Source organism: Paraburkholderia sp. J69-1 (genome assembly GCF_905220255.1).
Lineage (GTDB): Bacteria > Pseudomonadota > Gammaproteobacteria > Burkholderiales > Burkholderiaceae > Paraburkholderia.
Window position 1 is genome coordinate 102,644 of record NZ_CAJMZG010000025.1, and the last position, 23,878, is coordinate 126,521.

At 64.9% G+C, this 23,878-nt stretch carries 22 protein-coding genes; 17 read left to right on the top strand and 5 right to left on the bottom strand.

What is annotated here, in order from left to right:
• The first annotated feature begins 96 nt into the window (after positions 1-96).
• A complete protein-coding gene (locus U5A67_RS34070; protein WP_321817772.1) occupies positions 97-2,655 on the top strand; it encodes a DUF6600 domain-containing protein in 2,559 nt (852 codons plus the stop codon).
• A gap of 78 nt (positions 2,656-2,733) precedes the next feature.
• Here the strand turns inward: U5A67_RS34070 and U5A67_RS34075 are convergent, their stop codons facing one another.
• Together U5A67_RS34075 and U5A67_RS34080 are read right to left on the bottom strand one after the other, a co-directional pair.
• A complete protein-coding gene (locus U5A67_RS34075; RefSeq protein ID WP_205984233.1) occupies positions 2,734-3,705 on the bottom strand; it encodes a thymidylate synthase in 972 nt (323 codons plus the stop codon).
• 710 nt (positions 3,706-4,415) lie between these two features.
• Positions 4,416-5,807 (bottom strand): sigma-54 dependent transcriptional regulator, encoded by a 1,392-nt coding sequence (locus U5A67_RS34080; RefSeq protein WP_205984234.1) that lies wholly within the window; start codon positions 5,805-5,807, stop codon positions 4,416-4,418.
• Positions 5,808-6,403: 596 nt separating this feature from the next.
• Between U5A67_RS34080 and U5A67_RS34085 the strand changes: the two genes are divergently transcribed.
• The 11 genes from U5A67_RS34085 to U5A67_RS34135 all read left to right on the top strand — a co-directional run bounded on the left by U5A67_RS34085 (position 6,404) and on the right by U5A67_RS34135 (position 16,437).
• Positions 6,404-6,922: a hypothetical protein gene (locus tag U5A67_RS34085; RefSeq protein WP_241023598.1), complete on the top strand. Its 519-nt coding sequence runs from the start codon at positions 6,404-6,406 to the stop codon at positions 6,920-6,922.
• A gap of 150 nt (positions 6,923-7,072) precedes the next feature.
• A complete protein-coding gene (locus tag U5A67_RS34090; RefSeq protein WP_205984235.1) occupies positions 7,073-7,585 on the top strand; it encodes a hypothetical protein in 513 nt (170 codons plus the stop codon).
• On the top strand, positions 7,582-8,193 hold the full coding sequence (locus tag U5A67_RS34095; RefSeq protein WP_205984236.1) for a hypothetical protein: 612 nt from the start codon (positions 7,582-7,584) through the stop codon (positions 8,191-8,193). Before U5A67_RS34090 ends, U5A67_RS34095 begins: the two co-directional genes overlap by 4 nt.
• 27 nt (positions 8,194-8,220) lie before the next feature.
• Entirely contained in the window at positions 8,221-9,804 is a 1,584-nt protein-coding gene (locus U5A67_RS34100; RefSeq protein ID WP_205984237.1) for a beta strand repeat-containing protein, read from the top strand.
• 127 nt (positions 9,805-9,931) lie between these two features.
• On the top strand, positions 9,932-10,618 hold the full coding sequence (locus tag U5A67_RS34105; protein ID WP_241023617.1) for a C39 family peptidase: 687 nt from the start codon (positions 9,932-9,934) through the stop codon (positions 10,616-10,618).
• A gap of 14 nt (positions 10,619-10,632) precedes the next feature.
• Positions 10,633-11,490, top strand: coding sequence for a peptidase C39 (locus U5A67_RS34110; protein WP_321817773.1), 858 nt, complete (start codon positions 10,633-10,635; stop codon positions 11,488-11,490).
• Between the two features lie 190 nt (positions 11,491-11,680).
• The gene (locus tag U5A67_RS34115) at positions 11,681-13,165 is read left to right on the top strand and encodes a hypothetical protein (RefSeq protein WP_321817774.1); all 1,485 of its coding nucleotides are present in this window, start codon (positions 11,681-11,683) and stop codon (positions 13,163-13,165) included.
• A gap of 416 nt (positions 13,166-13,581) precedes the next feature.
• Complete coding sequence (locus U5A67_RS34120) at positions 13,582-15,006, top strand: sigma-54 dependent transcriptional regulator (protein WP_321817790.1); 1,425 nt, start codon at positions 13,582-13,584, stop codon at positions 15,004-15,006.
• Positions 15,007-15,181: 175 nt separating this feature from the next.
• Positions 15,182-15,679: a dihydrofolate reductase gene (locus U5A67_RS34125; RefSeq protein ID WP_205984240.1), complete on the top strand. Its 498-nt coding sequence runs from the start codon at positions 15,182-15,184 to the stop codon at positions 15,677-15,679.
• A gap of 87 nt (positions 15,680-15,766) precedes the next feature.
• Entirely contained in the window at positions 15,767-16,069 is a 303-nt protein-coding gene (locus U5A67_RS34130) for a type II toxin-antitoxin system HigB family toxin (RefSeq protein WP_321817775.1), read from the top strand.
• 5 nt (positions 16,070-16,074) lie between these two features.
• Positions 16,075-16,437, top strand: coding sequence for a helix-turn-helix domain-containing protein (locus U5A67_RS34135; RefSeq protein ID WP_205984242.1), 363 nt, complete (start codon positions 16,075-16,077; stop codon positions 16,435-16,437).
• An 85-nt stretch (positions 16,438-16,522) separates the two neighbouring features.
• Here the strand turns inward: U5A67_RS34135 and pmbA are convergent, their stop codons facing one another.
• Entirely contained in the window at positions 16,523-17,893 is a 1,371-nt protein-coding gene (gene pmbA, locus U5A67_RS34140) for a metalloprotease PmbA (protein WP_205984243.1), read from the bottom strand.
• 303 nt (positions 17,894-18,196) lie between these two features.
• On the opposite strand from pmbA, the gene yjgA reads away from it, so the two are divergent.
• Together yjgA and mog are read left to right on the top strand one after the other, a co-directional pair.
• Positions 18,197-18,799, top strand: a complete 603-nt coding sequence (gene yjgA / locus U5A67_RS34145; RefSeq protein WP_205984244.1) for a ribosome biogenesis factor YjgA — start codon at positions 18,197-18,199, stop codon at positions 18,797-18,799.
• Positions 18,786-19,409 (top strand): molybdopterin adenylyltransferase, encoded by a 624-nt coding sequence (gene mog, locus U5A67_RS34150; protein ID WP_321817776.1) that lies wholly within the window; start codon positions 18,786-18,788, stop codon positions 19,407-19,409. The genes yjgA and mog overlap by 14 nt, the downstream gene beginning before the upstream one ends.
• 68 nt (positions 19,410-19,477) lie before the next feature.
• Here the strand turns inward: mog and orn are convergent, their stop codons facing one another.
• Positions 19,478-20,122 (bottom strand): oligoribonuclease, encoded by a 645-nt coding sequence (gene orn, locus U5A67_RS34155; protein ID WP_321817777.1) that lies wholly within the window; start codon positions 20,120-20,122, stop codon positions 19,478-19,480.
• Between the two features lie 156 nt (positions 20,123-20,278).
• On the opposite strand from orn, the gene U5A67_RS34160 reads away from it, so the two are divergent.
• From U5A67_RS34160 to U5A67_RS34170, 3 genes are read left to right on the top strand one after another with little or no spacing between them, the layout of a single operon-like run.
• On the top strand, positions 20,279-21,541 hold the full coding sequence (locus U5A67_RS34160) for a M48 family metallopeptidase (protein WP_321817791.1): 1,263 nt from the start codon (positions 20,279-20,281) through the stop codon (positions 21,539-21,541).
• A complete protein-coding gene (gene rsgA / locus U5A67_RS34165; protein ID WP_415767995.1) occupies positions 21,538-22,506 on the top strand; it encodes a ribosome small subunit-dependent GTPase A in 969 nt (322 codons plus the stop codon). The genes U5A67_RS34160 and rsgA overlap by 4 nt, the downstream gene beginning before the upstream one ends.
• Positions 22,507-22,529: 23 nt before the next feature.
• Positions 22,530-22,853, top strand: coding sequence for a DUF2007 domain-containing protein (locus U5A67_RS34170; protein WP_205984248.1), 324 nt, complete (start codon positions 22,530-22,532; stop codon positions 22,851-22,853).
• A gap of 54 nt (positions 22,854-22,907) precedes the next feature.
• On the opposite strand, the gene U5A67_RS34175 is transcribed toward U5A67_RS34170, so the two are convergent.
• On the bottom strand, positions 22,908-23,846 hold the full coding sequence (locus U5A67_RS34175; RefSeq protein WP_205984249.1) for a CobD/CbiB family protein: 939 nt from the start codon (positions 23,844-23,846) through the stop codon (positions 22,908-22,910).
• Between the last annotated feature and the right edge of the window lie 32 nt (positions 23,847-23,878).

Consider the following 23,878-nt stretch of genomic DNA (forward strand, 5'->3'; position numbering starts at 1 on the left):
CCACATGACCTTCCCAAATCTTTCCTCGGGATCGTCAGCTGTGCATGGGGCAGTACTCGCGGCTAAAGCCGCACGTACTGTCGACAGGAGATCACCATGAAATCGCCCACACAAACCAACCGCTACCTCGTCAGCCGCCACACGCTCGTCGCCGGCGCCGTGCTCGCCGCCTTCGCGTTCAACCTCGCCAGTCCCGCAGCCGTTGCGCAGTCCGCGCCTGAGTCCGCACCCCAGGCCGCCGGCGATCCGCCCTCGCGTATCGCGCGCCTCGACTACATGGCCGGCGACGTCACCACCGAACCCGCGGGTGCCAGCGACTGGTCCTACGCCCAGCTGAACCGCCCGCTCACGACCGGCGACCAGCTCTGGAACGACGCCAACGCGCGCTCGGAACTGCACATCGGCTCGACGGCCGTGCGCATGGGCCCGCAGACCAGCCTCGACGTGCTCAATCTCGACGATGCCAGCGCCCAGCTCAAGGTCGCGCAAGGCACGCTGTCGACGCGCGTGCGCTCGCTGCCCGCCGGCACCGCGTACGAAATCGATACTCCGAATCTCGCGCTCGGCCTGAATGGCCCGGGCGATTATCGCGTCGATGTCGCGCCCGACGGCAGCGCCACCACCGTCACGGTGCGCAGCGGCAGCGTGACCGTCTACGGCGAAAACGGCCAGATGCCGATGCAGGCCGGCCAGCAGATCCGCTTCACGGGCACCGCGCTGCAACAGGTCGCCAGCGACGCCGCGCCGCCGCCCGACGCGTTCGATCAGTGGGCGCTCGCGCGCGATTCGGCGGAAGACCGCTCGGTGTCGGCGCGTTACGTTTCGCGCGACATGCCCGGCTATCAGGATCTGGACGCCAACGGCACGTGGCGCGAAAGCCCGCAGTACGGCGAAGTCTGGGTGCCGAACGCGGAGCCGGCCGGCTGGGCGCCGTATCACGACGGTCACTGGGTCTGGCAGGCGCCTTGGGGCTGGACGTGGGTGGATGACGCGCCCTGGGGTTTCGCGCCTTATCACTATGGCCGCTGGGCGCAGGTCGACGATTCCTGGGCGTGGGTGCCGGGCCCGATGGCCGAAAGCGCGCCGCCGGCCTACGCGCCGGCTCTGGTCGCCTTCGTGGGCGGCGGTGGCGGCGGTTCGGACTGGGGCGTGAATCTGGCCATCGGCGGGGCGGCGGCGGCAGGCGTCGCGTGGTTCGCGCTCGGGCCGGGCGAAGCTTGGCATCCGGGCTGGGGCGGCTGGAGCCCGCATTACTATCAGCGCGTGAATCAGACGGTGGTGGTCAATAACTATCGCCAAAACATCAACGTTCACAACACCTATGTGAACTACCGCGTGCCGGGCGCCGTGACGGCCGTGCCCGCGACCGCCTTCGTGCACGGTCAGCCGACCGCGCGCTTTGCGCAGCGCGTCGATCCGCGTCAATGGCAGAACGCGCGCATCCAGCCGGGCACGCCGGGCATCGCGCCGGTTCAGGGTAGCTTCGGCTCGAATATGCGCCGCGCCGATTATCGTCCGCCGGCCACGCTGAACCAGCGTCAGGTCGTAGCGACGCGCGCGCCGGTCGCGCCGCCCGCCTTCCGCGATAACCTCGCGCAACGTTTTGCGCACAGCGGCGGTACGGTGCTGGGTGCTGGCGCGCCGGTGGTGCGCGTGTCGGCGCCGACTCATGCGTCGTTTGCGCCGTCCTCGGCGGCTGCGCACGGCGGCTGGCCGCAGCAGAACGTGCGGGTCGTGCCGCCCCACTCGCCGCAAATGAGCGCGGCGGGCCGCCCGAACGGTGCGCCAGGCATGGCGATGCAAAATGCGCCGCATGCGCCGAATGTGGCGGGTCAGCCGAATCAGCCCTTGGGCCAGCACGGGCAGCCGAATTTCGCGCCCACGGGTGCGGCGGTGGCCAATATGCACGGTCCGGCTGGTGCGCAGGCGAATGAGCCGCACGGCGTGCCGCGCCCGCCGCAGTTCGGCGGTCATGCGGAAGCGGGCCAGCCGCAGGCCGCGATGAGCGGACGTGCGCCAGCGGCCGGTCAGCCGGGCGACGCGCGCCAGCCTGCGCATCAGCCCGAATGGACCCAGGCGCATACGCCGATGGCGATGCGCGGACAACCAGGCGCGAACGAAGCTGGCCGCCCGCAGGCGCTGGCGATGCAGCCGCCGCATCAAGGCGCTGCGGAGCGCGCGCCGCAGATGCAGCCTCAGGCGCAGGCGCCATCGCAAGCGCCGCAACATGCGATGCAAACCCAGGCACGGCCGGAGCAGCGTCCTGAAGCGCGCGAGGTGCCGCAACCGCAAGCCCGCGCTGACGTCCGCGCGCAGCCGCAGGCTCAGCAACCGCCGCAACAACAGCAACAACCGCGTGAGGCATTCCATCCGCAACCTCAACCGCAGGCCCAGCAGCAACCGCGCGTCGAGCCGCGTGTACAACCGCAGCAACCGCAAGTGCAACAACAGGCGCATGCGGAATTCCATCCGCAGGCTCAGCCTCAGCCGCGCCAGGAATTCCACCCGCAGCCGCAGCCTCAACCGCAGCCGCGCGCGGAATTCCATCCACAGCCGCAACCCCAACCGCGCGCCGAACCGCGCCCGCAGCCGCAACCCCAGCCGCACCCGCAGGAACACGCGGGCGGCAACCACGACGAACACCACCACGGCTGATCGTCGCCATCATCGCCAAAACAAAAGCCCGCGAACATCGCTGTTCGCGGGCTTTTTCCATCTGACGCAACAAAAACGTTACACCGCCATCGGCGCCGTCAAATGCTCGTGATGCCGATAACCGGCCAGCGAGAAGTCCGAAGGCTCGACCTTCTCCAGCCATTCCGGCTCGTACACGCCCGTCTTCGCGTAATCGGGCACGCGCCCGGAAATTTCCAGACGCGGGCTTTCGAAGGGCTCGCGGCGCAACTGCTCGTTGAGCATGTCGAGCTGATTCTCGTAAATGTGCGCGTCGCCGATGAAATACGTGAACCAGCGCGGCGTATAGCCCGTCAGCCGCCCGACCAGGCTCAGCAGCACCGCGCCTTCGGTCAGATTGAACGGCGTGCCGAGACCCACATCGTTGCTGCGGATGTACAGGCACAGCGAAATTTCGCGCTTCGCCGGGTTCGGCAGGAACTGATACAGCAGGTGGCAGGCAGGCAGCGCGATCTCTTCGAGCACGGCCGGGTTCCACGCATGAAACAGAATCCGACGATCCGCCGGGTTGTTCATGATGGTGTCCAGGCACTGACGCAGCTGGTCGATCGCCTTGTAAAGCAGCACTTTGGGCTGACCGTCTTCGCTGAATTCCGTCACGCGCGCATAGCCGCGCGATTCGGCATCGGCGATCTGCGCGCTCGCGCCCGCGTCGAGCACCTTGTAGGCCGGCCACTGGCGCCATTGCACGCCGTAGACATCGCCGAGATCGTCGGTGCCCTGACGGTAGGGGTTGGCGAGCCACTGGGCGTTGTCGTTCGCGTTGGCGTCCCAGACCTTGCAGCCGAGCGCACGGAAATCGGCGGCGCTGCGCGAAGCGCGCATGAAGCCGATCAACTCGCCCACGGCCGACTTGAACGCCAGCTTCTTGGTCGTGACAGCCGGAAAGCCCTGCTGGAGGTCGAAGCGCAGCATGGCGCCCGGCATGCTGATCGTGCGGATGCCGGTGCGGTTTTCCTGCCAGCTGCCGGTGTCGAGAATCGAGCGGACAAGCTCGAGATACTGTTTCATGCGGAGTTCCTGAACGGGGGCGCCCGCGCCCCGTGCGGATTCAAAAGCGAGATTCTATAGCAAGCGGGCGTTCGCTGATCGGGGGCCATTTCGCCGCAATCCCGCCGTCTGCACGCGCGCTTTGCTGCGGCGGCGGCAAAACCGGTAAAACCATTTGCAGACCATTTAAATTTCGCACGCGTTCGGCGCTGCAGAACATTCAGCCCAAATACTTCAATCCTGGGAGGAACACGTATTCGTATAGGAACGCCTTTTGCGCAAGCGATTTTTGCGCCCTGCCTTGCTTCATACGAAACGGCAATTAATGCCGATAACTGCCTTGGCAATTGCCTTTGATAATCGCTGGAAAAACTATTTGCGCGACACGCAACATCGCAAAGTCGCCGATTTTAAAGGCGTGAAAAATCGCGAAGAAAATAACAAGACTATTGGGCGAGACCCAGCGCAACGCCGTTATCGCGATTTGGGAAAAGGAAGAATGGGAAGGAAGACAATCTGGCGGACGTGGCGGCCCGCCTGTGCGGGCCGCCATCCGCACGAGTCTGCGCCCCCGCGCAAGCCCGCTTGCACCCCTGACACCCTCATGGCCATTTCAGGCTCTTCGTCAGCGCTTCAAAAACGTCTCGATGCCGCACGTCCTGATCACGCCCAGACGGCCGGCAGCGATCGGGAGCTGCACGGCTGTCGTTGGTCCCCACCTGCGAAGCCCGTCAGGCTCCGCCCCCCGAAACCAGTCCGCCCGGATGCGGCGCAAGCGGATCGCTTTCCATATGCCGCATGCCGTGCGCGCACAGCAGCCGGTACAAGGTCACCCGCGAAATGCCGAGTTCCTGCGCCGCGTCGCCCAGCCGGCCGCGATGACGCAGCAAGGCCAGTTCGATCGCCTGACGCTCCGCCGCTTCGCGCGCCTGCGCGAGCGACACCGGCACGACTTCGACGTAATCGCCCAGTTCCAGATCGCGCGCCGTGATCGCGCGCCCTTCCGACATGACGATGGCGCGGCGCACGCGGTTGATCAGCTCGCGCACGTTGCCGGGCCAGCTGTAGTTATGCAGCGCCGCGATGGCGTCCGGCGAAAAGCCGCGCAGGCGGCGCGCGCCGTCCTTCTTGAAACGTTCGAGCATGTGGCGGGCGAGCAGCTCGATGTCCTTGCCGCGCGCGCGCAGCGGCGGCTCGTCGATCTGCAGCACGCACAGGCGGTGATACAAATCCTGCCGGAAACGCCCTTCCACCATGGCCGCGCGCATATCGACGTGGGTCGCCGAGATAATCCGCACATCCACCGGCATCGACTGATGGCCGCCGAGGCGTTCGATCTTGCCTTCCTGCAGGAAGCGCAGCAGGCTGGCCTGGCTTTCCATCGGCAGATCGCCGATTTCGTCGAGGAACAGCGTGCCGCCGTTGGCCGCTTCGACCCGGCCGATCTTGCGCTGGCTCGCGCCCGTGAAGGCGCCGCGCTCGTAGCCGAACAGTTCGGATTGCAGCAGATGCGGCGGAATCGCGCCGCAGTTGATCGGCACGAAAGGCGCGTTACGGCGCGACGAGCGCTCGTGAATGGCCACTGCCGTTAGTTCCTTGCCGGTGCCGGATTCGCCCGAGATAAACACCGGGGCGTCGGTCATCGCCACCTTGCGGATCGAGCGGAACAAGGCGAGCATCGCCTCGCACGAGCCCACCATTTCGCCCTCGGCGCCGCCCGTGGTGTCGTTCGAGGCGGCTTCGACCAGCGAGACCATGCCGTAGGCGTGGCCGACGGAATCGACGATGCGCTCGCCGCTCCACGGCACCGTTACGTAATCGAAACAGTAATCGCGCACCAGACGGCGCAGATTGGCGTCCTGCAACTGGCCCGTGGTGGTCGCGGCGACCCAGCCCACGTTCGGCAACGTCAGACACGGCTCGAACGCGCCGATCTCATGCAGATGAAACTGGCTCGACAGATCGAGCAGGCCGCCTGCAGGCGTGCCCGCGCGCAATGCGCGCCGGGCGTCCCGGGCATTGCCGACGATCTCCACCTGCCAGCCGCGCTCGTGGAACCGCTCGTTCAGCGCTTCGTTGGGACTGCGCGTCACGTAAACCAACTGCCGCGTTGCGGATTCCATTATTCAGATCCTCTTGCCAACACATCGTTGCGGAATGACGGCACGCTCCTGATGTACAGACACGCAGCAAACGCACCCTGCGCCCGGCACCTTTGGACCAGACGACACAGAAGCATTTGCTGACAGTGAATCCCCGAGCTGCGACGTGTGTATGTCAACAATCTGCCCATGAACTGGGCTTTTTCTTATCGGCTTTACGCTTTTTTCTGAAGCTTACTATATGCGCCCAGGAATTGGATAGGAAATATGCGGCGTGAATGGATTAGGGCTCAATGGAAAGGTTTCCATTAGAGGTTTGCCCTGAATCATAAGAAGAAAAAGATTACGAACGTATCAATTCCGGGCGCGCGGGCAACAAAGGCTTGCAACAGACATTACGTAACGGCATTACGTAACAAAAAAATCGCGCAAACGTTCTCCGTTGAAACTCCTGAATCATTTCCAGGGGTTAAAAGAGTCCAACGTTTCAGCGCTGAAACATTTTCTCGAAAATCCGCTATTCAAAATCCGCTGAAAATAACGGGACCCCCGTCGTATCAACGTTTTGCGGGACATGGCACACGTTTCGCTAAATGAGTCGCACCAGGAGACACGCCATGCGACTCATCCCTTCGAACGTCAAGCTCAGCGCAGTCAGCCACACCACCGCCCTCGCGGCCGTGCTGATTCCCGCTGCGCTCTTCACTGTTGCGCCGTCGGTGTACGCCCAGACCGCAAGCGATGCGGCCGGCGCCCCGCTGGTGGTCGCAAGCGTGAATGCCGATGTCGTTCCTGTAACGACGGCTGCCGTGGCTGTCAGCGATGCAACCGACACGAACACGTCCGGCGCAGCAGCGTCGGCCAGTTCGCTGAGCGCCGCGCCGCTGGCCGCCGATCCGGTGCCGGCCGGCGACGACCAGGCGGTTGCCGGTGTCGGTTCGATCGACGACCAGACGCTCTCGCGCCAGCGCGGCGGCGCGGTCGGCATGTTGATGGTGGCCGCGACCCCGCAGCTGATGCGCGGCGGCAACAACGTGACGCTCTGGGACGAAATCGCCCCACCCGCGCCACTGCCGATTCCGGTCGATAGCGGCCAGGCGGCGCAAGGCAACATCGCCAGCTACACGAGAAAGTAAAAGCAGCAGCAGAAACAAAAGCGGCAGATGAAACAGATTAGCGCAGTCGACCAGACGCAGTAATCCAGATACAGGACCCACGCCGTACGCGGCGTGGTGCGGGAGCGGCGAACCCGAGTCGCCGCCCCGAGGGGCAAGACGGAGACCGACATGACCGTTCGCTTTACGACGCCAGGCTCGCGCCGGCGTTCCGCGCGGATCGCAGCCGTCCTGAGCGGCGCGTGCGCGGCGGCGCTCGCAGCAGGTGTCAGCGCGCAGCAGGTGGTGAACCCCGGCGACATCATCGTCGAGCGCGACATCACCCCGCGTAGCGCGTTCGCCAATGTACCGAAGAGTCAGGACCCGGTACTCGTGCGGGCCACGACGTTCCCGAAGAATTCGTTCGATCCGGCCATGGCCACGCTCGTCAACGATACAGATTTGACCAACGCACGCGGCAACTCCGGCGTGAACACGACTGGCGCGATGGCTGGCGAAGCAGCCGGCGTGCAGGCCATCAACCGGATCCTCGTGGGCAACCCGGCAGGCGGCTCGAACAGCGCACTCGGCGCGGGCGGCAGCGCGACGGCGATGGGTGGCATCGGCAACACGATTTCCAGCACGGTCACCGGCGCATTGGCGCCGCTCACCAGCGCACTGGGCTCCATTGGAGGAGTGAAATGATTCGTCGTCCCAACCTTCTGTCCGCGCTTGCGCTCGCTCTCGCATCCGTTGCGTGCGCAACGGTCGCGCAGGCGCAGGTCACGGTCGGCGCCATCGCTGTGATCGCACCGAATGCCGCGGTCTCGACGACGGGCGCGCTGACGGTGAACGAAGCGGCTGGGCTCGACAACGCTCAAGGCAACCAGTTGACCATCACCAATGGCAGCTCGGTCGCCAATGTGAATCTGGATGATCAAAGCACCTCGACCCGCGCACGGCTGGCCAATGCCACCGCGCTGATCGGATCGGGCGCTTTCTCCAACACGTCCGGCGCCATGATGGTGAATCAGGCGGCAGGCGTGGGCAATATCCAACGCAACAGTGCGCAGATCGGCACTGGGGCGCTCGGAGTGGCGATGCTCTCGGACGGCGAGCTGTCCGCGGTCACCGCTCAGAACGGCAACAAGGGAAGCCAGGCAGGCCAGGCAGGCGGCATTCGTGAGGTGCGCATCGATGGTGCGGCCTTCAGGAATGCAACGGGCCTCGTGCAGGTGAACCAGACGGCCGGTGCCGGTAATGCAACGGCGAACAGTTTTGTGCTCCGTCCCCCGGCGGGCACTCTTTTCTAACTGACCACTCAAGTATCGGAGCGAAACATGAAGCGCACCCTCATCGCAGCGGCAGTCCTCGCAACGGCAGCCAGTTCCGCTTTTGCAGCCCCGAAGACGGCCTACCTGTTCAACTACACGGCAGTTGGCGAGCAAGTCGGCATTGAAGGTTGGGTCAGCCTGTTCGGATGCGTCAGCGTCTCGAGCACGGCCGGCGCCGTCATCAACAACACGCAGACCACGAGCGGCGGCAAGCTCATTCCCCAGGCACAGAGCTATGTCACCGGCAACGTGACGACCACGTATGACAACAACACGTGGAGCGTGAACGGCACCGGCACGAACTCGACCTACAAGAACTCGTCGTATGCGACGGCTGAACAGTCGGCATCGTCGAGCTCGCAGTCGAAGACGCACAACGTCGCTTCGTCGACGTCGACGACGTCGGCCAGCAACAAGGCCTTCTCGAAGACCTACAACGCCGGCATCGCAGCTGACTATCACGTTGCCACCGACAGCGGCAGCGCTCACAGCTCGTCGAAGACCAGCGCGTCCAGCAACACGGGCGACGCAGCGGTTGCCACGACGTACAGCAGCACGGGCAACAACACGTCGACGAAGTCGCAGAGCGGCAACGGCAGCGCAGCCGTGCAAGTGACGACGAACAGCAGCGGCAACCTGGCTAACGGCACGGCAGGCATCGCTGTCGCCGGCAACGAAGCTACGTCGCATACGAAGACGAACTCGCACAACAACACCGATTCGACCAGCGCAGGTATCGCGTGGACGTCGCAGGACAACAAGAGCTCGAGCCACACCTCGCAAAACGCGAACACCGCCTATGCCGACGGCACGGGCAGCGCAGCCGTCTCGGCCTACGAGAACGGCACGAGCTCGAAGTCGAGCAATTCGAGCAAGACGTACAACCATTCGTATGGCGAATCGAGCTCGAGCCAAAGCGCTCAGGCTCACTCGTATGCGAAGGCCACGCAGGAAAGCAAGTCCTGGGGCTATAGCGTGAGCGACTCGCTGACCACGGTAAACGAAACGACGACCGGTTCGGTCACGCAGCACTACAACACGCAAGTCGCCGGCACGCTGAACGCCACCACGGGCAGCGATGCAGCAACGGGCGTGACGGGCAATCTGGGCGTGAACATCGCCGAAGGTATCAACAACGCACAGAGCAACAACGTTGCCCTCGCGTCGGTCGATGTCGGCAATGTGTTCGGCAACGCTCAGATCTTCAACAATCAGGCTTCGGGCGGCTCCGCCAACGTGAAAAACTTCAACCTGAATGCGTCGGTGGGTGATGGCTCGCTCGCCAGCGTTTCGGGCAACGTGGGCGTGAACGTCGCATCGGGTATCGGCAACGCGCAGAACAACAGCCTCGCCGGCTCGGTCACGACGTCGAGCAACGCTGGCACCGCCAAGACGACGGCCATGGTCGCCACCGACAACAACGTGCAGGACGCAGCGATGTCGGCTACGGGTCAGTTCCAGGGCACGGCAACGCTGGGCGCAGGTGCACTCGCCGGCGCAAGCGGCAACATCGGTGTGAACATCGCCGGCGGTATCGGCAACCTGCAGCACAACGGCATGGCCATCGCCGCAATCAGCAACGGCCACTAAGCAGTCCGGAAGTAGTCGCAAAACAGGGCTGTACCCAGATGCACCGGTCGCCGCCACACGCGGCCGGTGCATAAACCAGAAGCAGGAGACCACCATGTCCGGGTCGGAATCGTCCCCGGCGTCAAGGATGTGTGCTGTCGCGCTGGCGCTCTTCGCCACCGCGGCTTTCGTGCCTGTCCATGCGCAATCGATGATCGATGCAACCCACCTGGTCGGCGTGCCGATCAAGTTGCCGTTGCGTTCGATGCGCGATATCCGCTACAGCAGCATCGTCAACCAGCAGTACGACTACAGCTGCGGCGCCGCCGCGCTCGCCACGCTGCTCAAGTACGGCTATGGCATCGACATCCCGGAACCGGAACTGATTCGCCGCATGATGGTGTACTCCACGCCCGAGGTGGTCGTGAAGAACGGCTTCTCCATGCTCGACATGAAGAAGTTCGTCGAAACGATCGGCCTGCGCGGGCGCGGCTTCCGCGTCAATACCGATGCCCTGTATCACCTGCAGATTCCCGTGCTCGTGCTGATGAATATCGATGGCTACGAGCATTTCGTGATCGTCAAGCACGCCGAGAACGGCCGCATCTTCATTGCGGACCCGGCGCTCGGTAACCGCATCGTCGCTGAAGACGATTTCGCGAAGACATGGAACGGACTCGTCTTCGCGGTGCTCGGCAAACCGTTCCTGGAGGACTCTCCGCTGTTGCAGAACAACGAGTCGCTCGCATTGAAGCTGCGCGAGAACGCCCTGCTCAACGGCGCGGCACCGACTCCCTTCTTTGAATACGGCCTCGATAAGGCCGTCATGTTCTGAAGTACACAAGAGTCATGAATCGCAACCTCTCACAGACTGGCATCGCTGCAGGTATCTGCGCGCTCGCCTGCGCTTATTCGAACGGTGCGTGCGCCGCAGAGAGCCTTGCTGCCACGCTGCCCGTTTTGCCTGCAGTACCCGCTTTCCTCGGCGCCGACAGCGCCGATGCCCATCCCGTGCACTGCGAAGCCGTCGACGATGACGTGCTCGCTCATCAAACCGGCAAATACGCCGGCAACGACATGATTTCGGGCATGGTCCTGAACGTCATTTCGCAATGGCAACTGCCCAACGGCGCCACCGCCACCGCCCAGGGCGCGCTTACCGTCGTGCAGAACACCGCCAACCAGCTCAGCGCCAGCGTGCAGACCAGCGCCAGGGTCACCGACCCGGTCGCAGGCGGCACCACGGCGGCCAACAGTGGCGCAACACCGAACACGTCGGCCTCGGGCGGACAGAACGTGGCAGTCAACGGCGTCTCGCAGATCACCCAGGTGGCCGGCAACAACAACGTCGGCTCCAACGCCGCGACCATCGATTACACCAGCAGTACGGGTGGCGCCGCCGTGATCGCCGGCGGCTCGAATGCGTCGAGCGCAGCAGCATCGAACGCCAGCGGCACCATCAAGGCCGGGATCGCCTTCGGTGGCAACGGGGTCACCGTCACGTTGCAAACCCCTGCGGGCATCGCCACGCAAAACATCATGCCGAGCAACATGGCGCAGGCGGGCTCGATCGCCCAGCTGCTCCAGGTCGCGGGCAATAACCAGCAGGTCGCCAATCAATTGCAACTGAGTCTGCAGACGCAGCAGATGAGCGCGCAAATGATCCGGCAGGCCGGCGTATTACAGGCTCTGCGCAATACCCGCTGACAACCGATTAACCCTTGAGCGCCGCCCACCGCCATGGGCGGCGCGAGAAAACCCAGAGGAGACCTAAGAAGGAGACCAGTACACGCAGGCCGAGGCCCTGCGTGACGTATCGAGGAGGTGCATCGACGTGCGCGGGCGCGGGACCAGGGGGTTCCGGCAGGCGGGCGATTTCGATCCGGGGGAAGAAAAAATGAACACGATATTCAAGACGGCAGTGCCGCAAATGCGGCTGGCCGCCATTCCTGTAGCCGTGCTGGTTTTCACGCTTGCGCAGAACGCTCACGCGCAGGCACTGCAAGGCCAGTCGCTCGAAGACCGGCTCAACACGCTCATGCGTGTGGTCGACGAGCAGCAACGCCAGATCCAGTCTCTCGAACGCCAGGTGACGAACCTGGAAATGTCGCAGCGCGGTCGCGGCATGCCGGGCGCCGGTGCGCCCGATGCGTCCTCCGGCACGAGCGTCGCCGAGCAGCCGGGCGCGGACGGTTTGCCCGTACCGCTGCCGCCGCTCGCACAGGCCTTGCCCGGCGCCAACGCGCCCGGCTCGCTCACGGGCACCGCCACGGGCGTGCCGGTGAACCCGCCCTCGCCTGACGCAGGCGCGACCAGCAGCGCAACCGGCACCTCGGCCACCAGCGGCCCGCAACAAGGCGCGCCGGTGGGCGTGAATCCGAACAATCCGACCGTGGGCGAAACCCAGAAGAACGCCGAGCCCGAGCGCACCCAGGCCGAACAGGCCGTCGTGCAGCGCGAACACGCTCCGCTCTTCGACCACAAGCTCACGCTCGACTGGGGTATCAGCGATACCTACTACGACCGGCGCCAGCTGCAGCTTTCGGGCTTCCTCGCGCTGGACGCGATTTTCCTCGGCAACATCAATCTGGGCGAGACCAAGTCGCACCAGATCATGGCCGATCTGGACACGCGGTACGGCCTGACCGACCGCATGAGCATCGACGTCGACGTGCCCTACGTCTACCGCCACAGCAGCTTCATCGTGGGCGGCGCGGGCGGCTCGGCCAGTTCGCTGTCCGATTCGTCGGTCAACTCGAACGCCATCGGCGACGTGAACTTCGGGATCTACTACCAGTTCCTGAAGGAAACCAACAATATGCCCGACGTGGTCGGCAGCCTGCGCGTGAAAACGCCGACCGGCACCTCGCCGTTCGGCATCAAGGTGCAGCAGATCTCGCAGGACAACACCAACCTCGTCGCGCCGACCAAGCTGCCCACCGGCACGGGTTTCTGGAACGTGACGGCCGGCGTCTCGGTGCTGAAGACCTATGACCCGGTCGTGCTGTTCGGCAGCCTCTCGTACACGTACAACATTTCGCGCTCGTTCTCGGACATCTCCTCGGTGATCGGGCAGACGCAGCCGGCCGACGTGAAGCTCGGCGACATCATCCAGTTCGGCGGCGGCGTCGCACTCGCCTTCTCCGACAAGGATTCGGCCAGCATCTCCTACACGATGGCGATCGAACCGCAGTCGAAGACCAAGTCGCCGGGCGGCAGCTGGACCGGCGTGCCGGGCAGCGAGACGACGGCCTCGGTGCTCAACTTCGGGCTCAATCATGTGGTGAACAAGCACCTGACGATCAACGGCGCCGTATCGGTGGGCCTCACGCCCGATGCGCCGAATTTCGTGGTCGGCGTGCGGTTCCCCTACACCTTCTGATGAATACGAGGTCAATCGTGCGCGAATCCTCACATCTGAGCGCCAATGTGACGTCGTTCGCCGGGGCGAGCCAGCGGCTCGCCGTGGTCGGGCAGTCCCCACGAGCCGCTTTCACGGCGGAGGAAGCTGCGGCAGCCGTCGCGGCTGCGGCCGATGCTGCGGCTGCCAGTGCAGCAGCGAGCGCCGCGGCAGCCGAAGCTGCGGCAGCCGATGCTGCGGCAGTCGACACGGCGGCAGTCGACACGGCGGCAGCCAACGCAGCGTCCACGACGGCGCGCGGCAGCGATGCACCGGGCGTGGCGAATATCACGAACGTAGCGAAAACGACGAAGACCGCCGATGCGGACACCGCCTCGCCCACGCAGCGCGCCACCGGCCGCGCCGGCGATGGCCGCCCGATCGCCGACATCGACCGCATGCTTCTGTACGTCGCCCGCACGCCGGACACGCAGCTTGGCGCGTATCTGAAAAGCCGCGGCTGGGAAGTCGCCACGGCCAAGAGCGCGCACGAAGCCACGCGGCTCGTGAAGCAGGAGCCGACCTGCGCCGGCATCGTCGATCTGACCGGCTTCGCGCCGCGCGATCTGGCCGGGCTCGAAGCCGTGCTGCGCCTGCAACAGGTGGGCTGGATCGCGCTCACCGACGCGCAGCGCCTGACCGATCCCGAAGTGCGCCGCATGATCCGCCACTACTGCTTCGACTACGTGAATCTGCCGGTCGCGCCCGCCACGCTCGACTATCTCGTGGGCCACGCCTTCGGCATGGTCACGCTCTGCGACCTCGACGAAGTGCCGGCCAGCGCGAATCAGGACGAAGACGAGATGGTGGGCACCTGCGAAGCGATGCAGCAGCTCTTTCGCACCATCCGCAAGGTGGCGAACACGGACGCAACCGTGTTCATCTCGGGCGAATCCGGCACCGGCAAGGAACTCACCGCACTGGCGATCCACGAACGTTCGCCGCGCCGCAAGGCGCCGTTCGTGCCGATCAACTGCGGCGCGATCCCGCACCATCTTCTGCAATCCGAACTATTCGGCTACGAACGCGGCGCGTTCACGGGCGCGAACCAGCGCAAGATCGGCCGGGTCGAAGCCGCGAACGGCGGCACGCTGTTCCTCGACGAAATCGGCGATCTGCCGCTGGAAAGCCAGGCCAGCCTGCTGCGCTTCCTGCAGGAAGGCAAGATCGAACGGCTCGGCGGCCACGAACAGATTCCCGTCGACGTGCGCATCATTTCGGCTACGCACGTGGATCTCGAATCGGCGATGCGCGACGGACGTTTCCGCGCCGACCTGTTCCATCGTCTGTGCGTGCTGCGCGTGGACGAGCCGCCGCTGCGCGCGCGCGGCAAGGACATCGAAATCCTGGCGCATCACGTGCTGCACAAGTTCAAGATGGACGGCGCGCGCAAGATCCGCGGCTTCACGCCCGATGCCATCGAGGCCATGTACAACTACAACTGGCCGGGCAATGTGCGCGAGATGATCAACCGCGTGCGCCGCGCGATCGTGATGGCCGAAAGCAAGCTGATTTCCGCCGACGATCTCGACCTTGGCCAGTTCGCCGAGCAGCAGACGGTCACGCTGGCGCAGGCGCGCGAATCGGCGGAAAAGCGCGCGATCGAGGCGGCGCTGCTGCGCCATCGCCATCGCCTGACGGAAGCGGCCGCCGATCTCGGCGTGTCGCGCGTGACGCTGTATCGGCTGATGGGTACGCACGGGCTGCGCGACGAGAAGTCGATCTTCGGCGGCGAGGCGGAAAACCAGGCAGATTGTCAGGCCGATGGTCAGGTTGAAACCCACGCCGGGCTTCCGGCGGAACCGGGCGAGCCTGCGGAGTAACGGATCCGCGCAGTACGCGCCGCTGCGGGCCGGCTTCGGCTTGCGGCGGCGCGCGTTTGTGCCTGCATGCCTTCGCGCCCTTCCAGGGCCATGAACGGGATTCAAAGCGCCGTCGGGTAGAATCGATGGGATCGACCTTTCAATTCCATCGCACTTCGACTCTCCGACACACTCGATGACGACGCTCACCCTGATCGTCGCTCGCGCCCAAAACGGCGTGATCGGCCGCGACAACGAGCTGCCCTGGCGGCTGCCCGAAGACCTTGCTTTCTTCAAGCGCACCACCATGGGCGCGCCCATCGTGATGGGCCGCAAGACCCACGAATCGATCGGCCGCGCGCTGCCCGGACGGCGCAACATCGTCGTCACGCGCGACGCCGGCAAGCGCTTCCCCGGCTGCGACACGGTCACGAGCCTCGAAGCGGCGCTCGCGCTCGCGGGCGAAGACCAGGCGCCCGAAGCGTTTCTGATCGGCGGCGCGCAGCTTTACGCCGAAGGCATCACGCTCGCGCACAAGCTGATCGTCACGGAAATCGCCGCCGACTTCGAAGGCGATGCCCACTTCCCGGCACCGGACGCGGCGCACTGGCGCGAAACGGCGCGCGAAACACTGCACGCGAACGCGCCCAACGATTTCGATTTCGCGTTCGTGACTTACGAGCGGCGGGATTGAGCTGGAACATCGCCAGAATCGGCGCGACCGCCATTACCAGTCAGCCTCCGGTTTACTTAGTCCCAAAATGGGACTAATATCCACGCCATGCGCATCGTAGCCAGGAAAACCCTGCTGGAATTCATCAGAAACCACGCACAAGCAGAACAGTCGCTGCTCGCGTGGTACGCGGAAGCCAGCCAGGCAACCTGGCGCACGCCGCAGGACATCAAGGCGCAGTACGCGTCGGCGAGCTTTGTCGGCAAGAATCGCGTGGTGTTCAACATCAAGGGCAACGCTTTTCGATTGATCGTCGCGGTCGCTTACCGGATCGGCGTCGTCTATATCAAATTCGTTGGAACACATGCCGAGTACGACAGGATCGACGCGGCAAACGTGGAACTGGAGTAATGGGTATGGAAATTCGTCCGCTGCACACCGAGCAGGATTACGAAGCCGCACTGGCGATCGTGTCCGGACTCGTCGACGCCGACCCCGCGCCCGGCACGCCCGAAGGCGACGAACTGGAGATCCTGTCGATTCTGGTCGAGCGCTATGAAGCGGAACACTTTCCGCTCGCCAGCCCCGATCCTATCGAGGCCATCAAATTCCGCATGGAACAACAAGGGCTTTCTGTCCCGGATATGCAGCCGTATATCGGCAACGCGAATCGGGTTTATGAAGTGCTCGCGGGCAAGCGCGCGCTGAGCCTCGCCATGATCCGCCGTTTGCACGCGGGACTGCACATTCCCGCCGAAGTGCTGATCGGTACGGCTTGACGCCCTCTGCCCCCCAAACAAAACGGCACGCCCAGGCGTGCCGTTTTCACATCTGCAGGGCGCGCGAAGCGCCCACGCAAGCCGCTTACTGCCCGGCCACCGTCATGCGCTCGATCAGCACCGAACCGGTCTGACGCGTGCCACGCGCCAGCGTATCCGCGCCCACCGCGACGATATGGCGGAACATCTCCTGCAGCGTCGACGCCACCGTGATTTCCTCGACCGGATACTGGATCTTGCCGTTCTCCACCCAGAAGCCCGACGCGCCGCGCGAATAATCGCCCGTCACGAAGTTCACGCCCTGCCCCATCAGCTCGGTCAGCAGCAGACCGGTGCCGAGCTTCTTGAGCATCGCTTCGAAGTCGTCTTCCGGGTTCGTCAGCGAGCTTTGCAGTTGCAGGTTGTGCGAGCCGCCGGCGTTGCCGGTCGTCTGCATGCCGAGCTTGCGCGCCGAGTACGACGACAGGAAGTAACCCTGCACCACGCCGTCCTTGACGACTTCGCGGCGTTGCGTGCGCACGCCTTCTTCGTCGAACGGCGCGCTGCCGGCGGCGCGCGGCACATGCGGATCTTCGACGATCTGGATATGCGGCGCGAACACCGGCTTGCCCAGGCTATCGACGAGGAACGAGGTCTTGCGATACAGCGCGCCGCCGCTCGTGGCCTGCACGAACGCGCCGAGCAACCCTGCCGCCAGCGGCGCTTCGAACAGCACCGGCACCTTGCGCGTATCCAGCCCGCGCGCGTTCAGGCGCGACAGCGCACGTTCTGCGGCGTAGCGACCCACGGCTTCGGGCGAAGCCAGTTCGCCCGCGCTGCGCCGCGAGGTGTACCAGTCGTCGCGCTGCATGCTGCGCCCGCTGCCCGCGATGGGCGCGCAGGCGATGTAATGACGCGAGTACGGATAGCCCTGCATGAAGCCGCTGGACGTGGCCAGCACGAACTGCGAATGCTGCGCCGAAACGCTCGCGCCTTCGGAGTTGGTCACGCGGCGATCGGTCGCGAATGCGGCGTCTTCGGCGCGGCGGGCGATCTCGACGGCTTCGTCGGCCGTGACGCTCCACGGATGGTAGAGGTCGAGGTCGCGCGGCGTGGTTTCCAGCAGCTCGCGCTCGGCGAGGCCGGCGCAATCGTCGTCGGCGGTGAAACGCGCGATGTTGTAGGCGGCCGCCACGGTGTCCTTGAGCGCCTGCGCGGAAAAGTCCGAGGTGCTCGCGTTGCCGCGCTTGTTGCCGATATAGACGGTGACGCCGACCATCTTGTCGCGATTGTGCTCGATGGTTTCGACTTCACCGCGCCGCACGGACACCGAAAGACCGTCTCCTTCGGAGAGTTCGGTCGCGGCGTCGCTCGCGCCGAGCGCCTTCGCGTGGCGGAGGATGTCCGACGCGATCTCCTTCAGTTCGTCCTGGGTGTGCGGAAAAAAACGCTGCCGGGCTTCGATGTCTGCTGCCATTGTCGTTACGGTCCGGTTTTGGGCCGGTGCGGCCCGCTTGTCGTGTGTCGGAGGTGTCGCGTGATGCGTCGCGCGCGTGCTGCAAACCGCGCGCAGGTGCGCCTTCGCTGCATGCTGCTTCTGGCGCGTTTTGCGATCATAGCAAGGACTGCGCGCGCGCACCGAGGGCAAGCATGCGGCGCTGCCGCATGACGCAGGCGCTGCGTGCATCACAGCGCCATCGACCACAGCCTGCCCGGCACTTAAAGCGCTCCACATCCATCCAGCCCGATCGGCTCGCGCGCGCACGCTACAATATGCGTCATGAAACGCAAAACCCGCATTCAACCTATGAACGACGCTGTCGTCGAAGTCGACGACAACGGTTACGATCGCCCGAGCAAATCGCAGCTCAAGCGCGAGATGGAAGCCCTGCAGCAACTGGGCGTGGCGCTCGTCGAGCTTCCCAAGGACGCGCTCAAGCGCATGCCGATGACGGAAGACCTCTCGGACGCCGTCCACGAGGCGCGCCGCATCTCCGACCACGAAGGCAAACGCCGCCAGCTCCAGTACGTGGGCCGCATGATGCGCGGCCTGACGGAAGACGAAGTCACCACCCTGCGCACCGCCATGGACGCCTACCGCGGCGTGAACAAGGCCGCCACGGCGCGCCTGCACTGGATCGAGCGCACGCGCGACAAGCTGCTGGCCGACGACGAAGCGCTCACGCTCTTCATCCGCGACTATCCGGCCGCCGACCCGCAGGAAGCCCGCACGCTGATCCGCAACGCGCGCCGCGAGCAGCAGCAATCGAAGCCGCCGAAGTCGTTCCGCGAACTGTTCCAGTGGATCAAGGACGTCAGCAGCGTGGGCGACGAAGACGCCGATGACGCCGCCGGCGAGGACCGCGAAGATGACGAAGCCTGAGCGCAGCCATCCTGACGAACTCGTGATCGGCCTCGTGTCGGTCAGCGACCGCGCGACCAGCGGGGTCTACGAGGACAAGGGAATTCCGTCGCTGATGGAATGGCTGGGCGCGGCGCTCAAATCGCCGTGGCGCGCCGAAACGCGCCTGATCCACGACGACGCAGCCACGATTTCGGCCACGCTCACGGCGCTGGTCGACGGTCTGGGCTGCGATCTCGTGCTGACCACGGGCGGCACCGGCCCCGCGCGCCGCGACGTCACGCCCGAAGCGACGCTCGCCGTGGCGACGAAGGAAATGCCCGGTTTCGGCGAGCAGATGCGCCAGATCAGCCTGAATTTCGTGCCGACGGCAATTCTGTCGCGTCAGGTGGCCGTGATCCGCGAAACCGACGATCACGCCGCCCTCATCATCAACCTGCCCGGCCAGCCGAAGTCGATCAAGGAAACGCTCGAAGGTCTGCGCGACGAAGCCGGCCGCGCGAAGGTGCCCGGCATTTTCGCGGCCGTGCCTTACTGCATCGACCTGATCGGCGGGCCGTATATCGAAACCGATCCGGCCATCGTGGCGGCATTCCGGCCGAAGAACGCGCAGCGTCAGCCGCAGTCCTGATCCGCCAGGCCGCCAAGGCAAAACGGCGCCCGAGGGCGCCGTTTTCTCTATCGACAGCCGCTGAACGCTTACTTCGCGTCGCCGCCCGCAGCCGGTGCTGCCGCATCGCCCAACGGCGCCGACGGAATCAGGAAATGCTCGCGGTAGTACTTGAGTTCGTCGATCGACTCGTGGATGTCGGCCAGCGCCGTGTGCATCGCGCGCTTCTGGAAACCCTTGTAGATCGCGGGCTGCCAGCGGCGGCACAGTTCCTTGAGCGTGCTCACGTCCAGATTGCGGTAGTGGAAGAAGCGTTCCAGCGTGGGCATCCAGCGCGCCATGAAGCGGCGGTCCTGGCAGATCGAGTTGCCGCACATCGGCGACTTGCCCGGCGGCACGTACTGCGAGAGGAACGCCATGATCTGCTCGGTGGCGCTTTCTTCGGTAACGGTCGAAGCGCGCACGCGCTCGGTCAGGCCCGAACGGCCGTGCGTGTTACGGTTCCACTCGTCCATGCGGTCGAGCACGGCTTCGGACTGATGGATCGCCAGCACCGGGCCTTCGATCATCTTGTCGAGCGTGGAGTTGGTCACCACCACGGCGATTTCGATGATGCGGTCGTTATCGGGGTCGAGACCCGTCATTTCCATGTCGAGCCAGATCAGGTTCATGTCGGTGCGCTCCATCGCCGGAGTCGCCTGGCCCGACGGGTCAGCGGAAGTGATATCTGTCATGGAATTCGCCTGAAACGGTAGGAAAGCGGCGCGCGCCGCGTGCGGGCTCCGGTGTCATCGTGCGACCTCTGCAGGATGCGATGGCCGGGCCGCCAAGAACATATAATTGTCGCATAGATACCACGGACTTCCCGGATGCCTACTTTGTCCCCATCGATGTCCCCAGCGCTGGCCTTCAGCGCGCTTTTCATCGCCGCCGTACTGGCGATGGTCGCCACCAAGCTCTGGCTGGCCTCGCGCCAGACCCGCTTCGTCGCGGCCCACCGTCATGCGGTGCCCGCACAGTTCTCCGCCACCATTGCGCTCACGGCGCACCAGCGCGCCGCCGACTACACCGTCGCGCGCACGCGCCTCGGCATGGTCGAGATCGTGCTGTCGGCGGTCGTGCTGATCGCGCTCACGCTGCTGGGCGGCATTCAGGCGCTCGATCTGGGCCTCTCCGATCTGCTCGGGCGCGGTTACGTCGGCCAGATCGCGCTGATCGGCGCGGTGCTCGCCATCAGCGGGCTGATCGATCTGCCGCTCGATTACTACCGCCAGTTCGTGGTCGAGGAGCGTTTCGGCTTCAATCGCATGACGAAGGGCATCTTCTTCATGGACCGCATCAAGGGTCTGGTGATCGGCGCGGCTTTCGGTATTCCGCTGCTGTTCGTCGTGCTCTGGCTCATGAAGCAGGCCGGCAGCCTGTGGTGGCTGTGGACGTGGGCGGTCTGGGTCGTGTTCCAGATGCTCGTGCTGGTGCTCTACCCCACCTTCATCGCGCCGCTCTTCAACAAGTTCGAGCCGCTCAAGGATGAAGCGCTGCGCTCGCGCATCGAAGCGCTGATGCAGCGCTGCGGCTTCGCGGCCAAGGGCCTGTTCGTGATGGACGGCAGCCGCCGCTCGGCGCACGGCAACGCCTATTTCACGGGTTTCGGCGCCGCCAAGCGCATCGTCTTCTTCGACACGCTGCTCGCGCGCCTGTCGGGCAGCGAAATCGAAGCCGTGCTCGCGCACGAACTCGGTCACTTCAAGCGCCGCCACGTCATCAAGCGCATGGTCGTGACCTTTCTGATCAGCCTCGTGCTGCTCGGTCTGCTCGGCTGGCTCACGCAGCGCGTGTGGTTCTACGAAGGGCTGGGTGTGCGTCCGTCGCTGCTCGGCGGCAACGAAGGCCTCGCGCTGGTGCTGTTCTTTATCGCCGTGCCGGTGTTCCTGTTCTTCATCACGCCGCTGAACAGCCTGAGCTCGCGCAAGCATGAATTCGAAGCCGATGCCTTCGCCGCCACGCAGACCGACGCGCAGCAGCTCGTCAACGCGCTGGTGAAGCTGTACGAGGACAACGCGTCGACGCTCACGCCCGACCCGCTCTACACCGCGTTCTACTACTCGCATCCGCCGGCTTCGCAGCGGATCGACAAACTGCTCGCGCACGCATGAACCGGCGCGCATCGAAAGCCGCCGGCGGGGCTGCACAACCTGCCCAGAACAGCACGACGAACGCGACGCTACACGGCGTCGTGATCGCCGCGCATGGCCGTCACTACCTGGTCGCCCCGGACGACGGCGGCGTGCCGCTCCAGTGCTTCCCGCGCGGCAAGAAAAGTGAGGTCGCGGTGGGCGATCGGGTCGACTATCAGTCGACTTCGGCCGACCAGGGCGTGATCGTCGCGATCGGCGAGCGGCGCAATCTGCTCTATCGCTCCGACCAGTACAAGTCGAAGCTCTTCGCGGCCAATCTCGACCAGTTGCTGATCGTGCTCGCCACCGAGCCGCACTTCAGCGAGGATCTGCTCGGCCGCGCGCTCGTCGCCGCCGAAGCCAACGGTCTGAAGCCGATCATCCTGCTCAACAAGATCGATCTGGAAGCCGTGCTGCCGCTCGCGCGCCAGCGCCTCGAACGCTATCGCGAACTGGGCTACACGGTGCTGGAAGTGTCGGAGAAGAAGCAGCCCGAGGAAGCGCGCGCGATTCTGATGGCGCATCTGGGCGGCCATCAGACGATCCTGCTCGGCCAGTCGGGCATGGGTAAATCGACGCTCGTGAATCTGCTGATTCCCGATGCCGAAGCCGCCACGCGCGAGATTTCCACTGCGCTCAACAGCGGCCGCCACACGACCACCTTCACGCGGCTCTACAAGCTGCCGGGCGGCAACGATGCGGGCGCGCTGATCGATTCGCCGGGCTTCCAGGAATTCGGCCTCTATCACCTGACCGAAGGCACGCTCGAGCGCGCCTTTCCCGAGTTCCGGCCGCTGCTCGCGCATTGCCGCTTCTACAACTGCCACCACCTGCACGAGCCGGGCTGCGCGGTGCTCGAAGCGGTCGAGGACGGCCGCATCGCCGAGGTGCGGCACGCGCTTTACGCGCAGCTCGTGCACGAAATCAGCCAGGTCGTGCGCTAAGGCGCGCGCTTTCGTCCACGCTCATGCTCAAGCTCGTGCGCGCGCCCAATGTGGTCATCGCCCAGCACTGGATGAACATTCTGGCCACGGCGGGCGTGCCTTGCGAACTGCATAACCGCTACCTGAGCGGCGCGATGGGCGAGATTCCGGCCGAGCAATGCGCGCCGGAGATCTGGCTCGTCGACGATCGCGACGAAACGCTCGCCCGCAGGCTGATCGCCGATGCCACGCGCGGCCCGGCGCCGGGCGCACCGGCGTGGCGCTGTCCGCAGTGCGGCGAGATGCTGGAGCCGCAGTTCACGGTCTGCTGGCAATGCGGACGCGAGCGCGATCCGCGCGACGAATAAAAAAGCCCGCTTCGAGCGGGCTTTTTTACGGATGTCGGGTCGCCTGGACGGGGTCTAGACCCAGACGGCAATCGTCAGCATCAGCAGCAGGATCATCCACAGGATCACCGCGCGCCACACCAGACCGACCGCCGATTGCAGCGTGCGCGGCGTGCAGTCGTCACCGACCGTGTACGGGCCGCCGTCGCCCGGCTGGGCGAGCGCATCGACGCTCGATTGTTCCGCAAGCGGGCCCGACAGACGCGCACCCAGCGCACCGCTACCGGCGGCCAACAGCACGCCTTCGTTGGTATCCGGCCACTGATTTGCGTGATTGCGCCAGGCGTAGATCGCATCCTCGAAATTACCGACGATGGCAAAACCCAGCGACGTCAGCCGCGCGGGAATCCAGTCGATCACGAAGAACACGTGCTGCGCGAAATTCGAAAACGCCTCGGTGCGGTCTTCGGCCGGACGCGCCCACTCGCGCGCGAGATATTCGGAGAGGCGATACAGCACCGCGCCCGCCGGCCCGATCGGCACGAGGAACCAGAAGAACACGCCGAACACGTGTCGATGCGAGGCCACCACGGCATGAATGAGCGTGTGGCGCACGATTTCGCTCACGGGCATGTCTACGGCGTCGATGCCAGTCCATTCGGTGAGGATTTCGCGCGCGCGCGGCACGTCGTCGTTATTCAGCGCGAGGTGGATATCGGTGAAATAGTGGCTGAACTGCCGGAAACCAAGCGTGAAGTACACCACCACCACGTTCCAGAGGAACGCCAGCACGAAGCTGATGTGATAGAGCACGTAGTAGACCAGCGCCGTAGCCGCCGTCCAGGGCAGCACGACCACCAGCCAGGCGATCAGGCCATGTTTCTGCTTGCCGGCGTCGAAGCCGTGCGCGGCCCATTCCGCATTGAGGCGCACCAGCGCCATCACCGGATTATTCGGCGAAAGCGCCCGCACCTGTTCGATGACGAGAGCCAGCAATACGGAGAAGAAGGTCATGCGACGCGCCGTGCAAGTCTGGTTGCAAAAGG

Coding starts and splice junctions, on each gene's coding strand:
- U5A67_RS34070 (WP_321817772.1), top strand. CDS start 97: ATGAAATCGCCCACACAAACCAACCGCTACCTCGTCAGCCGCCACACG.
- U5A67_RS34075 (WP_205984233.1), bottom strand. CDS start 3,705: ATGAAACAGTATCTCGAGCTTGTCCGCTCGATTCTCGACACCGGCAGC.
- U5A67_RS34080 (WP_205984234.1), bottom strand. CDS start 5,807: ATGGAATCCGCAACGCGGCAGTTGGTTTACGTGACGCGCAGTCCCAAC.
- U5A67_RS34085 (WP_241023598.1), top strand. CDS start 6,404: ATGCGACTCATCCCTTCGAACGTCAAGCTCAGCGCAGTCAGCCACACC.
- U5A67_RS34090 (WP_205984235.1), top strand. CDS start 7,073: ATGACCGTTCGCTTTACGACGCCAGGCTCGCGCCGGCGTTCCGCGCGG.
- U5A67_RS34095 (WP_205984236.1), top strand. CDS start 7,582: ATGATTCGTCGTCCCAACCTTCTGTCCGCGCTTGCGCTCGCTCTCGCA.
- U5A67_RS34100 (WP_205984237.1), top strand. CDS start 8,221: ATGAAGCGCACCCTCATCGCAGCGGCAGTCCTCGCAACGGCAGCCAGT.
- U5A67_RS34105 (WP_241023617.1), top strand. CDS start 9,932: ATGTGTGCTGTCGCGCTGGCGCTCTTCGCCACCGCGGCTTTCGTGCCT.
- U5A67_RS34110 (WP_321817773.1), top strand. CDS start 10,633: ATGAATCGCAACCTCTCACAGACTGGCATCGCTGCAGGTATCTGCGCG.
- U5A67_RS34115 (WP_321817774.1), top strand. CDS start 11,681: ATGAACACGATATTCAAGACGGCAGTGCCGCAAATGCGGCTGGCCGCC.
- U5A67_RS34120 (WP_321817790.1), top strand. CDS start 13,582: ATGCTTCTGTACGTCGCCCGCACGCCGGACACGCAGCTTGGCGCGTAT.
- U5A67_RS34125 (WP_205984240.1), top strand. CDS start 15,182: ATGACGACGCTCACCCTGATCGTCGCTCGCGCCCAAAACGGCGTGATC.
- U5A67_RS34130 (WP_321817775.1), top strand. CDS start 15,767: ATGCGCATCGTAGCCAGGAAAACCCTGCTGGAATTCATCAGAAACCAC.
- U5A67_RS34135 (WP_205984242.1), top strand. CDS start 16,075: ATGGAAATTCGTCCGCTGCACACCGAGCAGGATTACGAAGCCGCACTG.
- pmbA (WP_205984243.1), bottom strand. CDS start 17,893: ATGGCAGCAGACATCGAAGCCCGGCAGCGTTTTTTTCCGCACACCCAG.
- yjgA (WP_205984244.1), top strand. CDS start 18,197: ATGAAACGCAAAACCCGCATTCAACCTATGAACGACGCTGTCGTCGAA.
- mog (WP_321817776.1), top strand. CDS start 18,786: ATGACGAAGCCTGAGCGCAGCCATCCTGACGAACTCGTGATCGGCCTC.
- orn (WP_321817777.1), bottom strand. CDS start 20,122: ATGACAGATATCACTTCCGCTGACCCGTCGGGCCAGGCGACTCCGGCG.
- U5A67_RS34160 (WP_321817791.1), top strand. CDS start 20,279: ATGTCCCCAGCGCTGGCCTTCAGCGCGCTTTTCATCGCCGCCGTACTG.
- rsgA (WP_415767995.1), top strand. CDS start 21,538: ATGAACCGGCGCGCATCGAAAGCCGCCGGCGGGGCTGCACAACCTGCC.
- U5A67_RS34170 (WP_205984248.1), top strand. CDS start 22,530: ATGCTCAAGCTCGTGCGCGCGCCCAATGTGGTCATCGCCCAGCACTGG.
- U5A67_RS34175 (WP_205984249.1), bottom strand. CDS start 23,846: ATGACCTTCTTCTCCGTATTGCTGGCTCTCGTCATCGAACAGGTGCGG.